Raw genomic sequence first — 17,524 nt, forward strand, 5'->3', positions numbered from 1 at the left:
GGCGCTGTCAGCGCAGCGCCTGGCGTGCGGCGTCCAGGGTGGCGTCGAGATCGGCGCTGCTGTGCGCCGCGCTGACGAAGCCGGCCTCGTACAGCGCCGGGGCCAGATACACACCGCGGTCCAGCATGCCGTGGAAGAAGCGGTTGAAACGCTCCTTGTCTGTGGTCATCACCGTTGTGTAGTTCTGCGGCAGTTGATCCATCAGGAAGAAGCCGAACATGCCGCCCTCGCTGTCGGTGCTGAAGGGCACGCCGTTCTCGCGGGCGACCGTCTTCAGGCCATCGGTCAGGGTGCGGGTCTTGGTGCTCAGCGCCTCGAAGAAGCCGGGCTTGGCGATTTCGCGCAGCGTGGCCAGACCGCAGGCGGTGGCGACCGGGTTGCCGCTCAGCGTGCCGGCCTGATAGACCGAACCCAGCGGGGCCAGATGGCTCATGATCGCGCGGCTGGCGCCGAATGCCGCCAGCGGCATGCCGCCGCCGATGACCTTGCCGAACACGCTCATGTCCGGCTTGAACCCCGGAATCAGGCGGGCGTAGTGGGCCTGGGCGCCGCCGAGCGCGACGCGAAAGCCCGTCATCACCTCGTCGAACACGAACAGCGCGCCGTACTCGGTGCACAGCTCGCGCAGGCGCTTGATGAAGGGCACCGAGGCACGCACGAAGTTCATATTGCCGGCGATCGGCTCGATCATCACGCAGGCCAGCGCCTTGCCGTGCAGCGCGAAGGCCTCTTCCAGCTGGGTGAGATTGTTGTACTCCAGCACGATGGTGTGCTGGGCCACCTCGGGCGGCACGCCGGCGCTGGTCGGGTTGCCGAAGGTGGCAAGACCCGACCCGGCCTTGACCAGCAGCGCGTCGGTGTGGCCGTGGTAGCAGCCCTCGAACTTGATGAACTTGGAGCGGCCGGTGGCGCCGCGGGCCAGGCGGATGGCGCTCATCGTCGCCTCGGTGCCGGAGCTGACCAGGCGTACCTGTTCCATGCTGGGCACCAGCGCCAGGATGGCCTCGGCCAGTTCGACCTCACGCTCGGTCGGCGCCCCAAACGAGAAGCCCTCGACGGCGGCCTTCTGCACCGCCTCCAGAACGGCCGGATGGCCATGGCCTAGGATCATCGGGCCCCAGGAGCCGATGTAGTCGATATAGCGGCGGCCGTTGGCGTCAAAGATGTAGGCGCCATCGCCGCGGGTGATGAAGCGCGGCGTGCCGCCGACTGCGCGGAAGGCGCGCACCGGCGAATTGACGCCGCCGGGAATGACTTTTTGAGCGCGCTCGAACAGCGCCTGATTCAGATCGGGTTCAGTGGACACGTCGCGGGGCTCCGTCAATATCGTCAAGAGAGGGTTCGTCAAGATCAGACTCTTCTTCCTCGTTGGGCGGCAGGGCCCAGAAAAAGCGGTCGGGCACGACATTGCCCATGCCGGGGCGGAAGCCCGCGTCCAGCGCCTGGTCGAGGAAGGACAGGGCCTCGCCGACGGCGATATGCGGCTCGCTGCCGACGGCCATCAGCGCGGCCAGCGAGGCCGACAGGGTGTCGCCCGCGCCGATGAAGCTGACGTCGAAGCGCTCGAACTTCTCGCCGGTGATGGGGCCCTGGGGCGTGGCCAACACGTTGTCGACGAAGTGGTCGGGCAGGGCCATGCCGGTGACCAGCACATGGGCCGCGCCATGCTCGGCGGCGGCCACGGCCAGTTCGCGCGGCGAGGCCGGGCGATCCAGCTCCCAGTCGGGCAGCAGCAGGTCGGTCAGGGTCTTGTGGTTGCCCACCAGCACCTGCGTCTGCGGCAGTATCAGCTCGCGGAAGGCATCGCTATAGCTCTGCTGCTGCTCTTCATCGAGCCAGGACAGGCTGGGGATATAGGACACCAGGGGCACCTCGGGGTAGTCGCTCAAGACCTCGGCGACGGCGCTGATGCCCTCCGCGCTGCCCAGGAAGCCGACCTTCCAGGCCGAAATGGTCACGTCTTCGAGGATGCCCCGCGCCTGCTCGGCAATCGTCTCGGCGTCCAGCACATGCTGGTCGAAGACCTCGGCGGTGTCGCGCAGCACGATGGCGGTGACCACCGGCAGGCCGTGCGCACCCATCGCGGCGATGGTGGCGATGTCGCCGGCCAGACCGCCCGCTCCGCTGGGGTCATTGGCATTGAAGGTCATCACGCAGGCCGGAGCCGGCGACTCCTGGTTCTCGACCTGGGAGCTGGTGACGGAGGTATCGGTGGTGCTCATGGCGTTATGCGGCGCAAGGCCAGGTAGGCGTTAGGGCAAGGCCGGGCAGGGCGCTAGGGGAGTAGGTAACAGAAAATCGCAAATGGGCAATGTTCGACAAATCGGTGAGGAATGTTGCGTAAGTACCTATAAGCCCGGGTATTTTTGCCAACTGGCGTGGCTACAATCTTTCTCCATTGTAGTTAAGCAAACCGGGCTCCGACCGCCCTTGAAAACATCGTGACCGAACCCTGTACCTGGATGTGCCTGATCTGTGGCTGGATTTACGACGAAGCCACCGGAGATATCGAACATGGCATCAAGCCCGGCACGTCTTGGGCCGATGTACCGATGAACTGGACCTGTCCTGAGTGCGGCGCACGCAAGGAAGATTTCGAGATGGTTCGCATTTGACGGCAGCCTCCCAGCTGCGCGTCACCAGGAGAACAACGCTTGAGTTCCGCAGCCGAAATTAGGGCCTGTCATCATATGAAAGCCCCCTGCGCCGGGGTTGCAAGGCATGCAGCGCTAGGCGTGGGCCGCAGCCCGGGATGGGCCCCCGAGCAAGGACCGCAACGACGCGAAGCGTGTCTTGCAGCCCCGGCCCTTCGGGTAGCACCCCCAAGCGGGCGCACTCGTCGTTGCAAATGCTCACCGGGGGGCCTACCCCGGTTCCGCTTTGCGCCTAGATTGCGCCCGCTTGGGGGTGCTACGCAGGGGGCTTTTATATGGTGACAGGCCCTGACACCCAGCTGACCCGGGTGCTGGTCATTGACGACAGCAACACCATCCGGCGCAGTGCCGAGATCTTCCTGAAACAGGGTGGATACGAGGTGGTGCTGGCCGAGGATGGCTTTGATGCGCTGGCCAAGGTCAACGACTATCAGCCCGATCTGGTGTTCTGCGACATCCTGATGCCGCGGCTCGACGGCTATCAAACCTGCGCCATCATCAAGCGCAATCCCCGCTTTGCCCATTTGCCGGTCATCATGCTGTCGTCCAAGGACGGGCTGTTCGACAAGGCGCGCGGCCGCATGGTCGGCTCGCAAGACTATCTGACCAAACCCTTTACCAAAGACCAGTTGTTGGGCGCGGTGCGCCAGCACCGACCGCAGGCATGAGACCCCCCGGTCCCGTGCCGCTGAAGAGTAGATCGAGGTAACACCCCATGGCCATTCACAAGATCCTGCTGGTGGACGACTCCAAGACCGAGTTGCACTACCTGACCGACCTGCTGAGCAAGAAGGGCTTCAATGTGCGCACCGCCGTCAATGGCGAAGAGGCGATGAAGCGTCTGGAAGAGGAAGTGCCCGAGCTGATCCTGATGGATGTGGTGATGCCCGGCCAGAACGGCTTCCAGCTGACCCGCGCCATCACGAGGGACGAGCGCTATGCCCATATCCCGGTGATCATGTGCACCAGCAAGAATCAGGAGACCGACAAGGTCTGGGGCATGCGCCAGGGCGCGCGCGACTATGTCGTCAAGCCGGTCAAGGCCGAAGAGTTGCTGGCCAAGATCAAGGCCCTCGAGTAAGCGGTTCGCGCCACCATGTCCAACAAGGAAGCCCTGCGCGAGTTGCAGCACCGATTGGCCGAGCGCATGCAGGCCGCGCGTTCCCAGGCGCCGGGCAACTCCTGGCTGGCGGTGGAGTGCGGCGGACACGATTTCCTGCTGGCCCTGCAGCAGGCCGGCGAGATCTTCCCGGTGCCCGCGATCACGCCGGTGCCGCACACCCAGGCCTGGCTGGCCGGCGTGGCCAATCTGCGCGGCGGCCTCTATGCGGTGGTAGACCTGGGCGGCTTTCTTGGGCTGCGCCAGCAGGCTCCCGCCCGCAACGATCAGAGCCGGCTGGTGGCGGTGAATGCCAAGCTGGACATCAATTGCGCGCTGCTGGTGGACCGGCTGGCCGGCCTGCGCAACAGTGCAGAACTGACCCCCGTCGAGGCCCCAGCCGAGGCGGCCGCGCTGCCGCCCTTTGTCGGGCGCAGGCTGCGCGACGGGCAGGGCAGGGTGTGGCAGGAGTTGCTGCTGCAGGCCCTGGTGGTGGACGAGCATTTCCTGAGCATCGTGGCATGAGGTGCGCTCAGCACTTCGGCACGCTGCGGCACAACGACAGGCTATTGGGCACAAGGGTGACAGAGACATGAGCTTCCTGGACAAGATCAAGGGCTTCGGCAAGCGTCAATCGGCTCCTGCCGGTGGTGGCGCGGCCCAGGCCGACAGTGGGTCGCCCGACACCATCACGCTGACCGAGTCCAGCGGCATGCCCAGCACGCGCATGGGCCCGGCCACCACCTCGATCATTTCCGAGGCCATGCCCACCGGCATGCAGGCCGATTTCGCCGACAGCCAGGCCGCCGAGGCCCGCCGCCGCGTGCCGCCGGCCCAGATGCCCTTCATCGGCCATCTGGGGCTGGCCAGCCAGCAGAAGGTGCTGGCCCTGCTGGTCGTCGCCGGGGTGATCGGGGTCGCCGGTGCGGTGGTTTCGACCTTGATCAGCGCCGGCCGCGTGTCGGCACAGGTGGGCGCCAGCGGCCAGGCCCTGATGCAGTCGCAGCGGCTGGCCAAATCGGTCTGGCAGGCGGTGGCCGGCAATCCCAAGGGCTTCCCGGAACTGCGCGAAAGCGCCGACACCATGGCCAGCCTGGTGCGCAGCCTGAAGACCGGCGAGGGCGCTGTGCCCCAGGCCTCTGGTGCGGTGCAGGAAGTCATCGATCCGCTGCTGCCGATGGTGGACCGGGCCGAGAAGAGCGCCAAGGTGGTGCTGGCCCAGGAGAAGGTGCTGACCCAGGTCGGCACCGCGCTGCGCACCATCAACCGCCAGTCCTCCGACCTGCTGGAGAGCGCCGAGGCCGTGGCCTCGCTGGCGATGCAGCAGAACGCGCCGGTGGCCGAGAGCGCCGCCGTCAGCCAGCTGGTGATGCTGACCCAGCGCATCGGCAAGAGCGCCAACGAGTTCCTGACGCAAGAAGGCGTCAGCCCCGAGGCGGTGTTCCTGCTCGGCAAGGACTTGAACACCTTCAAGGAAATCACCGAGGGCCTGATCAGCGGCAGCCAGGACCTTCGCCTGACCGGCGCCAAGGACGCCCAGACCAAGGAGCGCCTGCAGGCCCTGCTCAAGCAGTATGAGCAGACCCGCGCCCAGGCCTATGCGATCCTGGGCAATCTGCAGGGCCTGGTGTCGGCACGCGAGGCGCAGACCGCCATCCTGGCCGACAGCGAACCGCTGCGCCTGGGGCTGCAGGACATGCAGAACCGAATCCAGGCCGAGAGCGGCATGCAGCCGTGGGTGCTGATCGTGCTGTTGCTGTCGGTGCTGATGCTGGCGCTGGGGGCTTTTGGCTTCCTGCGCCTGTATGTGTCCGATCAGGGCCAGCGTGCCGCCCTGGCCGAGACGCAGAAGAACGCCGCCGAACGCCAGGAGCAGGAGGCCAAGCGCGTCAACGATGCCAACCAGGCTGCCATTTTGCGATTGATGAACGAGCTGCAGCTGGTCGCCGAGGGCGACCTGACGCAGCAGGCGACGGTGACGGAAGACATCACCGGCGCCATCGCCGACTCGGTGAACTACACGGTGGAAGAGCTGCGCACCCTGGTGGCCCAGGTGCAGGGCACGGCCGCGCGGGTGACGGAAACCACCCAGCAGGTGGACCAGAACTCGACCGAGCTGCTGGCCGCCTCGACCGAACAGCTGCACGAGATCCGCGACACCGGCGAGGCAGTGCTGCAGATGGCCGGCCGCATCAACCAGGTGTCGGCCCAGGCCCAGCAGACGGCCGAGGTGGCGCAGCGCTCGCGGGCGGTGGCCGAGTCCGGCCTGCAGGCGATGCAGAACACCATCGGCGGCATGAACGCGATCCGCGAGCAGATCCAGGAAACCTCCAAGCGCATCAAGCGCCTGGGCGAGAGCTCGCAGGAAATCGGCGAGATCACCGAGCTGATCTCCGACATTACCGAGCAGACCAATGTGCTGGCCCTGAATGCCGCCATCCAGGCCGCCTCGGCCGGTGAGGCCGGTCGCGGCTTCTCGGTCGTGGCCGAGGAAGTGCAGCGGCTGGCCGAGCGCTCCGGCAGCGCCACACGCCGCATTGCCGCGCTGGTGAAGACGATTCAGACCGACACGCAGGACGCGGTGGCCGCCATGGAGCGCTCGACGCAGAACGTGGTCGAGGGTACGCGACTTTCCGACGCGGCCGGCACGGCGCTGACCGACATCGACCAGGTGTCGCGCCAGCTGTCGGACCTGATCGTGAAGATTTCCGACCAGGCGCTCAGCGAAGCCAGCCAGGCCAATATCGTGGCCTCGAACATCCAGCACATTTTTGCGGTGACCGAGCAGACCGGTGAGGGCACACGCTCCACCGCGACGCTGGTGCACCAGCTGTCGCGCACGGCCGAGGAGCTGAAGGCCTCGGTGTCGCGGTTCAAGATCGACTGACGCCGAAGCCGCCGCAGCATGATGATGAACAACGCACCGACCTGAACAGAAGGCACGCCAGCGCATGGACCTCCCGCGTGATTCCGAGTTTCCGGCCGACCTCAGCCCCCTCGCATGGGTGCAGGAAGAGCTGCGCCGTTCGCTGGAGGCCGCGCACAAGGCCTTGCGCCGCTATGCGCGCGATGTCGATGCGCCGCGTATTTCGTCCGGAGTGGCCGGCCAGGACACGCTGGACCTCAGCGCGCTGAACAGCGCCCGCCAGCAGGTGCACCAGGCCGCTGGCGTGGTTTCCCTGGTCGGCCTGCCGGCCGGTGCGACGATGCTGCGGGCCTGCGAGGCCGGGCTGCAAAGCCTGATCGACCACCCGGAGCGCATCAAGCTCGATGCGATCGAGACCCTGGAGCGGGCTGACTTTGCGCTGCTCGACTATGTGGCCAGGCTGTTGGCCGGCCGGCCGGTCTCCTCGCTGAGCCTGTTCCCGCCCTACCGCGCGGTGCAGGCGCTGGCCGGCGCCGAGCGCATCCATCCCGCCGATCTGTGGACCCATGAATGGAGCTGGCAGGAGCCGCCCAGAGAGATCACCGTCACCCCGCGCAAGCCCGAGAGCGCACGTTCGGCGTTCGAGACCACGCTCTTGAAGTTCATGCGCGAGGGTTCGGCCGATGGCGCGCGCGCGCTGAGCGAGTTGTGCGCCAGCATGGCCGCCGGCGCGCCGACGGCCGCCGCACGCAGCCTCTGGCATGTGGCCGCGGCCTTCTTCGAGGCCCAGGGCATTGGCATGCTGCAACCCGACGCCTTTGCCAAGCGCATCGGTTCGCGCCTGCTGGCCCAGCTGCGTGCCGGAGCTGCGGGCGACCCGGCCGTGGCCGACCGCCTGGCCCGTGACCTGCTGTTCTTCTGCGCCCAGAGCGCCGCGCCGCCGTTCCCTGCTGCCGCACCTCGCCTGCATGCGGTGCGTCAGGCCTATGGGCTGGACGAGCACCAGGCGGTGGACTATGAAGAGGCCCGTCTGGGCCTGGTCGACCCGGCCTGGGTGGTGCAGGCGCGCAAGCGCGTCTCGGTGGCCAAGGATGCCTGGTCCTCGGTGGCCGAGGGTGATGTGCAGCGGCTGCAGGGCCTGGACGAGTTGTTCGCCCTGGTGTCCGAATCGCTGCAGCGCCTGTTCCCCCGCGGCGAGGTGCTGGGCCAGACCCTGCAGCGCGCTGTCGTCGGCACGGCCCGCGCCAGTGCGGCACCGAGTTCGGCCCTGGCCATGGAGGTGGCCACGGCGATGTTGTACGTCGATGCGGCGCTGGAAGATGCCGCCTTCGATGCCCCCGAACAGGCCGATCGCGTGCAGCGCCTGGCCCAGCGCGTCGAATCGGTCGCCCATGGCGATCCGGCCCAGCCGCTGGAAGCCTGGATGGAGGAACTGTACCGCCGCGTCTCCGACCGCCAGACCATGGGCAGTGTCGTGCAGGAGCTGCGCAGCTCGCTGTCCGAGACCGAGAAGCTGGTCGACGAGTATTTCCGTGACACCAGCCGGCGCCAGGTCTTGATACCGGTGCCCGGCCAGCTGTCGGCGATGCGCGGCGTGCTGACCGTGCTGGGCATGGAGCAGGCCGCCCAGGCGGTGCTGCGCATGCGCGACGAGGTCGATGAGCTGGTCAACACCGAGGTCGACGCCACCCGTCAGGGCCCGCGCCAGATCTTCGAGCGTCTGGCCGGCAATCTGGGTGCCCTGGGCTTTTTGATCGACATGCTCAGTGTGCAGCCGCATCTGGCCAAGCGCCTGTTCAAGTACGACGACGAGACCGGCGTGCTGGCCCCGGTGATGGGCCGCCGCGAAGGCGAGACCAGCGGCTTTGTCGGTCTGGACGAGCTGCTGCCGCTGGCCGAGCCGGTGGAGGTGCCGACCCAGCCCGAACCCCTTGCCGAAGCTCCGGCCGAACAGCCCGAGGTGCCGGACTTCGGCCTGGATTTTGGCCTGGACGAAGCCCAGCCGCCGGTCGCCGAGGAGCCCGAGTTTGCGGCACTGCCCGATATCGATGCACCGCCGCCGCTGCCCGATCCCGTGCGCTCGCCACTGCCGGCGGCTGCGGCCTTGCCGGTGCTGACGGCTCAGGCCACCGACACCGAGATCGACGCCGAGATGCTCGAAGTCTTCCTCGAGGAATGTGACGAGGTCGTGGCCAACGCACGCGAGGCCCTGGCCCAGCTGCAGCTGGACAGCAGCGACCAGAACCAGCTGACCACCGTGCGCCGCGCCTTCCACACCCTGAAGGGCAGCTCGCGCATGGTCGGCCTGCTCGACTTTGGCGAGGGGGCCTGGGCCTGCGAACAGCTCTATAACGCCCGCCTGGGCGACAACCGGCCGGCTGATGCCGGCTTGCTGGGTTTCAGCGCCGAGGCACTGGACTATCTGTACGACTGGCGCAATGCCATCGCCGAGAAGCGCCAGGGCGGCCATCAGTCGGCCAGCCTGCGCCGCGCCGCCGATGCCTTGCGCATCGAAGGCCGGGTCGAGGCGCTGGAATGGCCGCAGGCGGCGGTCGCCGAGCCCGCGGCTGACGGGGTGGCCGAAGTCGCGGGCGAGGTGCCGGAGTTTCCGGTGCCGGAGCCCGAGGCCGTTCTGGAGCCCACCGAGCTGGCCGCGCTGGAGCCCGAGCTGATGCTCGACCTGCCGGTGGAAGCGATCGCAGCGCCCGAGACTCAAGAAGACGATTTCTTCGAACTCGATCTGCCCGATCTGGCTGTCACAGCCCTGCCCGAAACCATCCCGGAAGCGGTGGCCGAACCGGCCCTGCCCACCTTCGAGCTGGATCTGGACTTCGGTGAGGTCAAGCCGCTGGTGGTCGCCGAGGACGAAGCGCCACCGGCCTTGCCGGACGACGAGTTGCCCGCGCTGCCCGTACCGGCCGATGTGCCGCTGTCGCTGGACCAGCCTGATGACGAGGACCTGCTGCTGCCCGAGGACGAGCCGCCGGTGGTGGGGCCGGAGCCCGAAGTCATCGAGGTTGCCGAGCCTGCGGCGCCTGTCGAGCCTGAACCCGAACCTGAACCAGAGTCAGAGCCAGAGCCAGAGCCAGTGGCCGAGCCGGCGGCCGAGGAGGTTCCGCCCAAACCCCATCTGGAGCTGGTGCACTCGGTCGATGCCCTGGTGGCCGATGAGGAACGGGTGCAGGCGCTGGCCGAGCAGGCCGAGGCCGTCAAGGTCATTGGCCCGCTGCGCATCAGCATTGCGCTGTTCAATATCTTTCTGAACGAGGCCGACGAACTGTCGCGGCGCCTTTGTGTCGAGCTGGCCGAATGGGCGCTGGAGCTGAACCAGCCGCTGCCCGAAAGCAGCGTCTCGCTGGCTCATTCGCTGGCCGGCAATGCCGCCACCGTGGGCTTCGAGGATCTGTCGCGCCTGGCCCGTCTGCTGGAGCATGCCCTGGAGCGCAGCCATCCGCTGGGCCGTGGCACGGTCGAGGAGGGCGAGCTGTTTGTCGAGGCCGCCGACGAGATACGGCGCCTGTTGCACCAATTTGCCGCCGGCTTCCTGAAGACCCCCGACGCGGCGCTGAACCAGCGCCTGATCGATCACGAGCACCGCGCCGCCGAGCGCCTGCAAGACCTGGCCCTGCATGCGCCCCTGGTCGAGCCGGACTCGGATGACATGCCACTGGCCGATGTGATCGAAGACCCGGCGCACACCGCGCCCGATGACGAGGCGTTGGCCGTGCTGGCCGCCGAGACGCTGGCCGGCGTGGAGGAATCGCCCGAGGTCATGGAGCTCGTCGAACCCGAACCCGAACCTGCCCAGAGCCTGCTCGGCCAGCTGGGCGAGGTCCTGAGCGGTCCGCTGCAGCCGGTGGCCGAGGTGCATGCCGTACCGGGCAGGGCCCATGCCCAGGACGAGCTGGACGTCGCCGATCTGGATGCCGAGGACGCGATCGACGAGGAGCTGTTCCCGATCTTCGAGGAAGAGGGCATCGAGCTGTTGCAGCAGCTGGCCGCACTGATGCGCGATTGGCAATCCAAGCCGGCCGATATGAGCAGCGCCTCGGCCTGCATGCGCAATCTGCACACCTTGAAGGGCGGTGCCCGCCTGGCCGGTGCGATGCGCCTGGGCGAGATGGCCCACCGCATGGAGTCGGTGGTCGAGTCGCTGCTGGGCAGCGGCCAGGCCGATGCCCATGACATCGAGCGTCTGCAGTCCCATGTGGATGCGATGGCGGCGGTGTTTGATGCGCTGCGTCACCCGCCGGTGCCGGCCGAGGTGGAGCCGGTGATGCTGGCCGCGGCGGTCCCTGCTCCCGAACCCGAACCGGCACTGCCCGTTGTGGCCGAAGTGGTGGAGCTGGAGGCGCTGGAGGCGCTGGAAGCGCTTGACGCGCCGGAGCCCGAAGCGGCCCAGCCCGCCGCGCCCGCCGCGCCGCTGCCGGCGCCGGTCGAGATCGACTGGTCCCGCTTTGCACCGAGCGGCACCGCCGCAGCGCCTCAGGAGCGTGCCCAGAGTGCGGCCGCCCAGGGCATGGTGCGCGTGCGTGCACCGCTGCTGGAGCGGCTGATCAACCAGGCCGGCGAGGTCAGCATCCGGCGTTCGCGGATGGAATCCGAAGTGGCCCAGATGAAGGGCTCGCTGAACGATCTGACCGACAATCTGGAGCGCCTGCGCCAGCAACTGCGCGACATGGAATTCCAGGCCGATGCGCAGATCAGCTCGAGCCTTGAGTCGGCCAAGCAGGCTGAGCGTGACTTTGATCCGCTGGAGTTTGACCGCTACACCCGGGTGCAGGAACTGACCCGCATCATGGCCGAGTCGGTCGGCGACGTGGCCACCGTGCAGCGTACCCTGCAGCGCGCGCTGCAGGCGGCCGAGGACGAACTCGCCGCACAGGCCCGCCTGACCCGCGATCTGCAGGACGATCTGCTCAGTACCCGCATGGTCGAGTTCGACAGCCTGTCGGACCGCCTCTACCGCGTGCTGCGCCAGGCCGCCAAGGAGACCGGCAAGCAGGTGCGGCTGGATGTGCAGGGCGGCTCCATCGAAGTGGACCGTGGCGTGCTCGAGCGCATGACCGCTGCCTTCGAGCACTTGCTGCGCAACAGCGTCATCCACGGCATCGAGGCGCCGGAGAAGCGCGTCGCCGCCGGCAAGGAGGCGACCGGCAATATCGTCGTCGCGCTGACCCACGAGGGCAATGAGGTCGCGGTCGAGTTCCGTGACGACGGCGCCGGCCTGGACCTGGAACGCATCCGCCAGCGCGCGGTGCAGATGGGCCTGCTGACCGCCGATGCCAGGCCCGGCACGGCCGAGCTGACCCAACTGATCTTCATGCATGGCTTCTCCACCGCCAGCGCGCTGACCGAGATGGCCGGCCGCGGTGTCGGCATGGACGTGGTGCGCGATGATGTCAATGCCATGGGCGGACGCATCGCCAGCGCCAGCTCGCCCGGCCAGGGCACCAGCTTCAAGCTGCTGCTGCCGCTGACCACTGCCGTCACCCAGGTGGTGATGCTGCGCTGCGGCGACGACGTGGTGGCGGTGCCGGCCACCCTGATCGAGGTCGTCAAGCGCGTGCCGGTGCCCGAGATCGAGTCGGCCTACCGCAGCGGCACGTTCACCGTCGGCGAGCCCATGCCCTTCTTCTGGCTCGGTGGCCTGCTGCAGCAAAGCGCCGCCGGCGTGCTGCAGGGGCGCAACCAGCCGCTGGTGATCGTCAAGAGCGCCCAGCAGCGCGTTGCCTTGCATGTGGACGAGGTCATTGGCAACCAGGAAGTGGTGGTCAAGAACCTCGGCCCGCAGCTGGCACGGGTGCCGGGTCTTGCCGGCATCACCCTGCTGGCCTCTGGCGCTGCAGCCCTGATCTACAACCCGGTGGCCCTGGCCACCCTGCATGGCGACCGGGCGCGGCAGCGGGCCGAGGCGGCCTTGCATGCGCAGACGCCGCAGGCGCAGGAGATTGTTGCGACGCTGGCGCCCACGGTGATGGTGGTGGATGACTCGCTGACGGTGCGCCGCGTCACCCAGCGTCTGCTGGAGCGCGAGGGTTATCGCGTCATCCTGGCCAAGGACGGGCTCGATGCGCTGGAGAAGCTCGCCGACGAACTGCCGGATATGGTGCTGTCCGACATCGAGATGCCGCGCATGGACGGTTTTGACCTGGTTCGCAATATGCACGCCGATGCGCGGCTGCGCGGATTACCGGTAATCATGATTACTTCACGCATTGCGCAGAAGCATAAGGACTATGCGGCAGAGCTGGGTGTGCAGCACTACCTGGGCAAGCCCTATGATGAAGAAGAACTTTTAGCATTGATTGCCAGATACACTTCACGCCGAATAAACGGGTAGGTCGCAACGCTTGGATGTAGGGGCGCGGCGGTCTCAGGCTCATCGCAGAGTCCATCAGTCCTTGGGGAAACCAACATCATGCAAGCGCTGGCTGGCATTCGTATCCCATGTCCGAAGTCGTAGACCACCTCGCCGAGCTGACCGGCTACCGGGACCGCGATGTCATGGACGTCACCCTGGTGGGCTCGCTGCGCGACCTGCTGGAGCCGCTGTCGGTAGCCATCTACCGCTGCGTCGGCGAGACTCCCAATGAGCGCTGGCTGACGCGGGCGCGCATGAGCGCCACCGATCCGGTGGCCACCGCCGACCCGCTGTGGGCCGATCTCGAGGCACTGCCCCTGCTGGCCGATCATGCGGCAAGGCTGGAGTGCTTCCGCTCCCGCACGGTGATCGTGGTGCCCGGCATGCCCTGTGTGACCCTGTTCCCGCTGGCCAATGACCGTGAGGTCGTTGGCGTGCTCGAGGTGCAGAGCGTGCAGGCGCTGGACATGGCGATGCGTCGCATGGTCAGCAGCGTGCTGCGCATTTATCACAACTTCCAGGGCCTCTTGGACTACAGCGAGCGCGATACGCTGACCGGCCTGCTGAATCGCAAGACCTTTGACGAGAGCTTTCTGAAGGCGACGATGGAGATGCCGGCCGGCAACGATGGCCGCCGCCACTGGGGCAGCGAGGCCCGCTACTGGCTGGGCCTGATCGACATCGACCACTTCAAGTCGGTCAACGACCGCTTCGGCCATCTGATTGGCGACGAGGTGTTGCTGCTGCTGGCGCGGTTGATGCGCAGCAGCTTCCGCTTCCATGACCAGCTCTACCGCTTCGGTGGTGAGGAGTTCGTCGTGCTGATGCGTTGCGACAAGGATGTGGACGCCGCCCTGGCCTTCGAACGCCTGCGCCGCAACACCGAGCACTACGGCTTTCCGCAGGTGGGCCATATCACCGTCAGCGTCGGCTACAGCGAGGTCAAGCCCAGCGATTCGCCGGCCGCGGCCTTCGAACGCGCGGACAAGGCCGTCTATCACGCCAAGGCTCATGGCCGGAATCAGGTGTTCTGCTATGCCGACCTGGTGGCCGCCGGCCACTTCAAGGATGAGGACGAGAAGGTCGGAGCAATGGAGCTGTTCTAGCTCACGGGCTCGTTCCAAGGAAAAAAAGGATCGCCTGGCGATCCTTTTTCTATTTCCGTCAAGCGCACTACAAAATCAATCAAGCGCTTGAATTGATTCGTATCATGCCGGCGATGCTTGCCGACAACGACTCAAAAATCAGTGTAAACCCGAGGCCAGACGGCGCCTCGGGCCAGGAAACCGTGCCCGCTCGCCTGTTGGCCGCCGCCATCCGCATCTTTGCCGCCAAGGGCTATGCCGGTGCCAGCACGCGCGAGATCTGCCAGGCGGCCGGGGCCAATGTGGCCGCCATCCACTACTACTTCGGCGGCAAGCAGGGCCTGTACCAGGCGGTGCTGGCCAAGCCGGTGCAGGACGTGGTGTCGCTGATCCCCTGCGCAGGCGATGACCAGCCCATGCCTTCGATGGAGGAGGCGTTGCGCCAGTTCTACGGCGCCTTCCTGACGCCGCTGATCCATGGGGGGGATGAGTTCGCCGATCTGCGCCGCGTCACCCTGCGTGAAATGGTCGAACCGACACAGGCCTTTGCCGATGTGCTGCACCGGAACATCGCGCCCGAGCACCAGGGCCTGGTGGACATGCTGGCCCAGCACTGCGGTGTGGCCGAGGCCGACGACGCGCTGCACCAACTGGCCTTCGCGCTGGTGGCCATTGTCGAGAACTACTGGATGTCGCTGGACTATATGCGGCTGCTGGCGCCTGGCCTGATGGCCAGCCCGCAGGCCTACGCGCAGCTGGTCGAGCGCCTGGTCGGTTACGGCCTGGCCCTGGTCGAGCATGAGCGGCGCCAGCGCCAAACGAATTGAGGGAGAGGAAGAGAACCATGTCGATCAAGACCCGATTCAAGGGCACTAAGCTGGCGACGCTGGCCCTGGCAGCGCTGCTGAGCGCCTGTGCCGCCACTGCGCCAACGGTGCCCGCCTTGAGCGCCACGCCGGTGGCCTGGGCCGCGCCGCTCCCCCATGGCGGCCAGGGTGGTCAGCTCAAGCAATGGTGGTCGCGTCTGGACGACGAGGCCCTGGTGGCGCTGATTGCCAGCGCTCAGCAGAGCAATCCCAGCATTGATGTGGCGCTGGCGCGCATGGCCCAGGCCCGCGCCCAGCTGGGCAGCAGCCGGGCCGATCAGGGGCCGCAGCTGAACGGCACCGTATCGAGCCTGCGCAGCCGGCCGACCACATCGAGCAGCGCCCGCGCGCAGACCCTTGGCACCGTGGGCCTCGACGCCTCCTGGGAGCTGGACCTGTTCGCGCAGCGCCGCCGCCAGATCCTGGCCGACGAGGCCCGCGCCCAGGCCGGCGAGCTGAGCTGGCACAGCGCCCGCGTCAGCCTGGCCGCCGAGGTGGCGCAAACCTATCTGGCTTTCCGTGCCTGTGAGGCCGGCGCCGCCATCCTGGCTCAGGACGCCGAGGCGCTGTCGCGCATGTCGGGCCTGACGGCGAAGAAGGTCGCCGCCGGCATGGAGGCCCAGGCCAACGGCCAGCAGCTGGACGCCAGTGCCGCCGACGCGCGCTCGCGGCATCTGGGCCAGCAGGCCGAGTGCGAGGTGCTGATCAAGGGCCTGGTCGCGCTGAGCGGCAAGCCCGAAGCCGAGCTGCGCCAGTTGCTGAAGCCGGGCAGCGGGCGCCTGCCTCAGGCGGCTGCCTTCGAGGTGGCCAGCGTGCCGGCTCAGGTGCTGGCCCAGCGTCCCGATGTAGCCGCGGCCGAGCGTCAGGTGATGGCGGCCCTGGCCGAGGTTGGCTCGGTCGAGGCCGCGGGCTGGCCGCAGCTGCGACTCGGCGGTGCCCTGTCTCGCGGTGAACTGCGCGTCGGCGGCGGCAGTGACAGCGGCACCGGCTGGTCGATTGGGCCCATCCTGCACATTCCGCTGTTCGACAGCGGTCTGCTCCGCGCCGCTGTCGATGCAGCGCGAGCTCGCAGTGACGAGGCCTATGCCCAGTACCGTGCCAGCGCCATTCAGGCGGTGCGCGAGGTCGAGGAGGCGCTGGTGCGCCTCGATGCGGCGCAAGCCCGCGAGGCCGATGCCCGGCGCGCCGCCAGCGGCTATGAGCAGGTGCAGGGCGCCACGGCGGCGCGCTGGCAGGCGGGCTTGGGCAATCTGATCGAGCTGGAAGAGTCGCGGCGCAATGCGCTGAATGCTCGCTCAAGCCTGCTGCAGGTGCAACGCGAGCGCGTAGGCGCCTGGCTCAGTTTGTACAAGGCGGCGGGTGGCGGCTGGGACCGCAGCGACCCCATGCCGCAAGCAACCGTATCGAGGTGAGGACATGATGATGACGAAGAACGCATACCGACTCGGCGGCGTTGCCGCCGCCTTGGCCCTGCTGGCCGGCACGAGCAGCTTCCTGGTCCAGGCGGCCGACGACAGACAGGCCACCAGCGCACCGGTCAAGACCGCGCTGACGGTCAGCGTGACCAGTGCGGCCCAGGCCGACTGGGCCCAGACCCTGCAGGCCAATGGCAGTGTGGCCGCCTGGCAGGAAACCGTGGTCGGCGCCGAGCTCAGCGGCCTGCGCCTGGCCGAGGTGCAGGCCAATGTGGGTGACAGGGTGAAACGCGGTCAGCTGTTGGCGCAGCTGTCGGCCGACTCGGTCAAGGCCGAGCTGGCGCAGAGCCGGGCCGGCGCCGCGGAGGCCCAGGCCACGCTGGCCGAGGCCCAGGCCAATGCCGAGCGCGCCCGTAGCCTGCAGACCAGCGGCGCCATCAGCGCCAGCCAGGTGCAGCAGTATCTGACCGCCGCGGCCACCGCCAAGGCCAGACTGGAGGCCGCCCAGGCCCGCGTGCAGGCCGACGAGCTGCGCCTGAGCCAGACCCGCATCGTCGCCAACGACGACGGTGTGATCTCGGCCCGTGCCGCCACCGCCGGTTCCATGGTGCAGCCGGGCCAGGAGCTGTTCCGGCTGATACGCAAGGGCCGGCTCGAATGGCGGGCCGAGGTGCCGGCCGACGAACTGTCGCGGCTGAGCTCCGGCATGGCCGTTCGCGTGAATGTCAGTGACAAGGCCAGCGGCGCCGCGCCGGTCAACGGCAAGGTGCGCATGGTCGCCCCGACCGTAGATCCGCAGACCCGCATGGGCCTGGTCTACGTCGATCTGGACAGTGCGAACAGCTTGCGCGCCGGTACCTTCGCCCGTGGCGAGTTCCAGCTCGCCCGCAGCCAGACCCTGAGCCTGCCGCAGACGGCGGTGCTGCTGCGCGATGGCTTCAGCTATGTCTATCGCGTCGGCGCCGACAACAGGGTCACCCGGCTGAAGGTGCAGACCGGCCGCCGACTGGGTGACCGCATCGAGGTGCTGGGCGGTGTTGATGCTGCCGCCAAGGTGGTGACCAGCGGCGCGGGCTTTCTGAGCGAAGGTGACGCGGTGCGCGTGGTCGCGGCACCGGTGGCACCGGCGCCCGTCGCTGCCGCCGCCCCTACCACCGTGGCCAAGTAACGGCGCG

12 protein-coding genes are annotated in these 17,524 nt (G+C 67.7%); 10 read left to right on the forward strand and 2 right to left on the reverse strand.

The window, feature by feature from the left end:
- Nucleotides 1-7 precede the first annotated feature (7 nt).
- Both hemL and thiD read right to left on the reverse strand, forming a co-directional pair.
- Nucleotides 8-1,306 (reverse strand): glutamate-1-semialdehyde 2,1-aminomutase, encoded by a 1,299-nt coding sequence (hemL, locus tag DES47_RS12785; protein ID WP_133701093.1) that lies wholly within the window; start codon nucleotides 1,304-1,306, stop codon nucleotides 8-10.
- Nucleotides 1,296-2,222 (reverse strand): bifunctional hydroxymethylpyrimidine kinase/phosphomethylpyrimidine kinase, encoded by a 927-nt coding sequence (thiD, locus tag DES47_RS12790; RefSeq protein WP_243748288.1) that lies wholly within the window; start codon nucleotides 2,220-2,222, stop codon nucleotides 1,296-1,298. Before thiD ends, hemL begins: the two co-directional genes overlap by 11 nt.
- Before the next feature lie 240 nt (nucleotides 2,223-2,462).
- Between thiD and DES47_RS12795 the strand changes: the two genes are divergently transcribed.
- From DES47_RS12795 to DES47_RS12840, 10 genes are all read left to right on the forward strand, one after another.
- A complete protein-coding gene (locus DES47_RS12795; protein WP_133701560.1) occupies nucleotides 2,463-2,615 on the forward strand; it encodes a rubredoxin in 153 nt (50 codons plus the stop codon).
- Nucleotides 2,616-2,929: 314 nt separating this feature from the next.
- Nucleotides 2,930-3,322, forward strand: coding sequence for a response regulator (locus tag DES47_RS12800; protein ID WP_133701094.1), 393 nt, complete (start codon nucleotides 2,930-2,932; stop codon nucleotides 3,320-3,322).
- A gap of 47 nt (nucleotides 3,323-3,369) precedes the next feature.
- A complete protein-coding gene (locus tag DES47_RS12805; protein ID WP_133701095.1) occupies nucleotides 3,370-3,735 on the forward strand; it encodes a response regulator in 366 nt (121 codons plus the stop codon).
- Nucleotides 3,736-3,750: 15 nt separating this feature from the next.
- Complete coding sequence (locus tag DES47_RS12810) at nucleotides 3,751-4,278, forward strand: chemotaxis protein CheW (protein ID WP_133701096.1); 528 nt, start codon at nucleotides 3,751-3,753, stop codon at nucleotides 4,276-4,278.
- A gap of 67 nt (nucleotides 4,279-4,345) precedes the next feature.
- On the forward strand, nucleotides 4,346-6,640 hold the full coding sequence (locus DES47_RS12815; protein ID WP_133701097.1) for a methyl-accepting chemotaxis protein: 2,295 nt from the start codon (nucleotides 4,346-4,348) through the stop codon (nucleotides 6,638-6,640).
- A 64-nt stretch (nucleotides 6,641-6,704) separates the two neighbouring features.
- The gene (locus DES47_RS12820; RefSeq protein ID WP_133701098.1) at nucleotides 6,705-12,962 is read left to right on the forward strand and encodes a hybrid sensor histidine kinase/response regulator; all 6,258 of its coding nucleotides are present in this window, start codon (nucleotides 6,705-6,707) and stop codon (nucleotides 12,960-12,962) included.
- Between the two features lie 107 nt (nucleotides 12,963-13,069).
- Nucleotides 13,070-14,089 carry a GGDEF domain-containing protein gene (locus DES47_RS12825; protein ID WP_133701099.1) on the forward strand — a complete coding sequence of 340 codons (1,020 nt, stop codon included), beginning with the start codon at nucleotides 13,070-13,072 and terminating at the stop codon, nucleotides 14,087-14,089.
- A 182-nt stretch (nucleotides 14,090-14,271) separates the two neighbouring features.
- Nucleotides 14,272-14,895, forward strand: coding sequence for a CerR family C-terminal domain-containing protein (locus DES47_RS12830; RefSeq protein ID WP_166651973.1), 624 nt, complete (start codon nucleotides 14,272-14,274; stop codon nucleotides 14,893-14,895).
- 17 nt (nucleotides 14,896-14,912) lie between these two features.
- A complete protein-coding gene (locus tag DES47_RS12835; RefSeq protein ID WP_133701101.1) occupies nucleotides 14,913-16,346 on the forward strand; it encodes an efflux transporter outer membrane subunit in 1,434 nt (477 codons plus the stop codon).
- Between the two features lie 10 nt (nucleotides 16,347-16,356).
- On the forward strand, nucleotides 16,357-17,517 hold the full coding sequence (locus DES47_RS12840) for an efflux RND transporter periplasmic adaptor subunit (protein ID WP_243748289.1): 1,161 nt from the start codon (nucleotides 16,357-16,359) through the stop codon (nucleotides 17,515-17,517).
- The last annotated feature ends 7 nt before the right edge of the window (nucleotides 17,518-17,524 follow it).

This window comes from Roseateles toxinivorans, from assembly GCF_004362525.1.
In the GTDB taxonomy this organism is placed as follows: domain Bacteria; phylum Pseudomonadota; class Gammaproteobacteria; order Burkholderiales; family Burkholderiaceae_C; genus Paucibacter; species Paucibacter toxinivorans.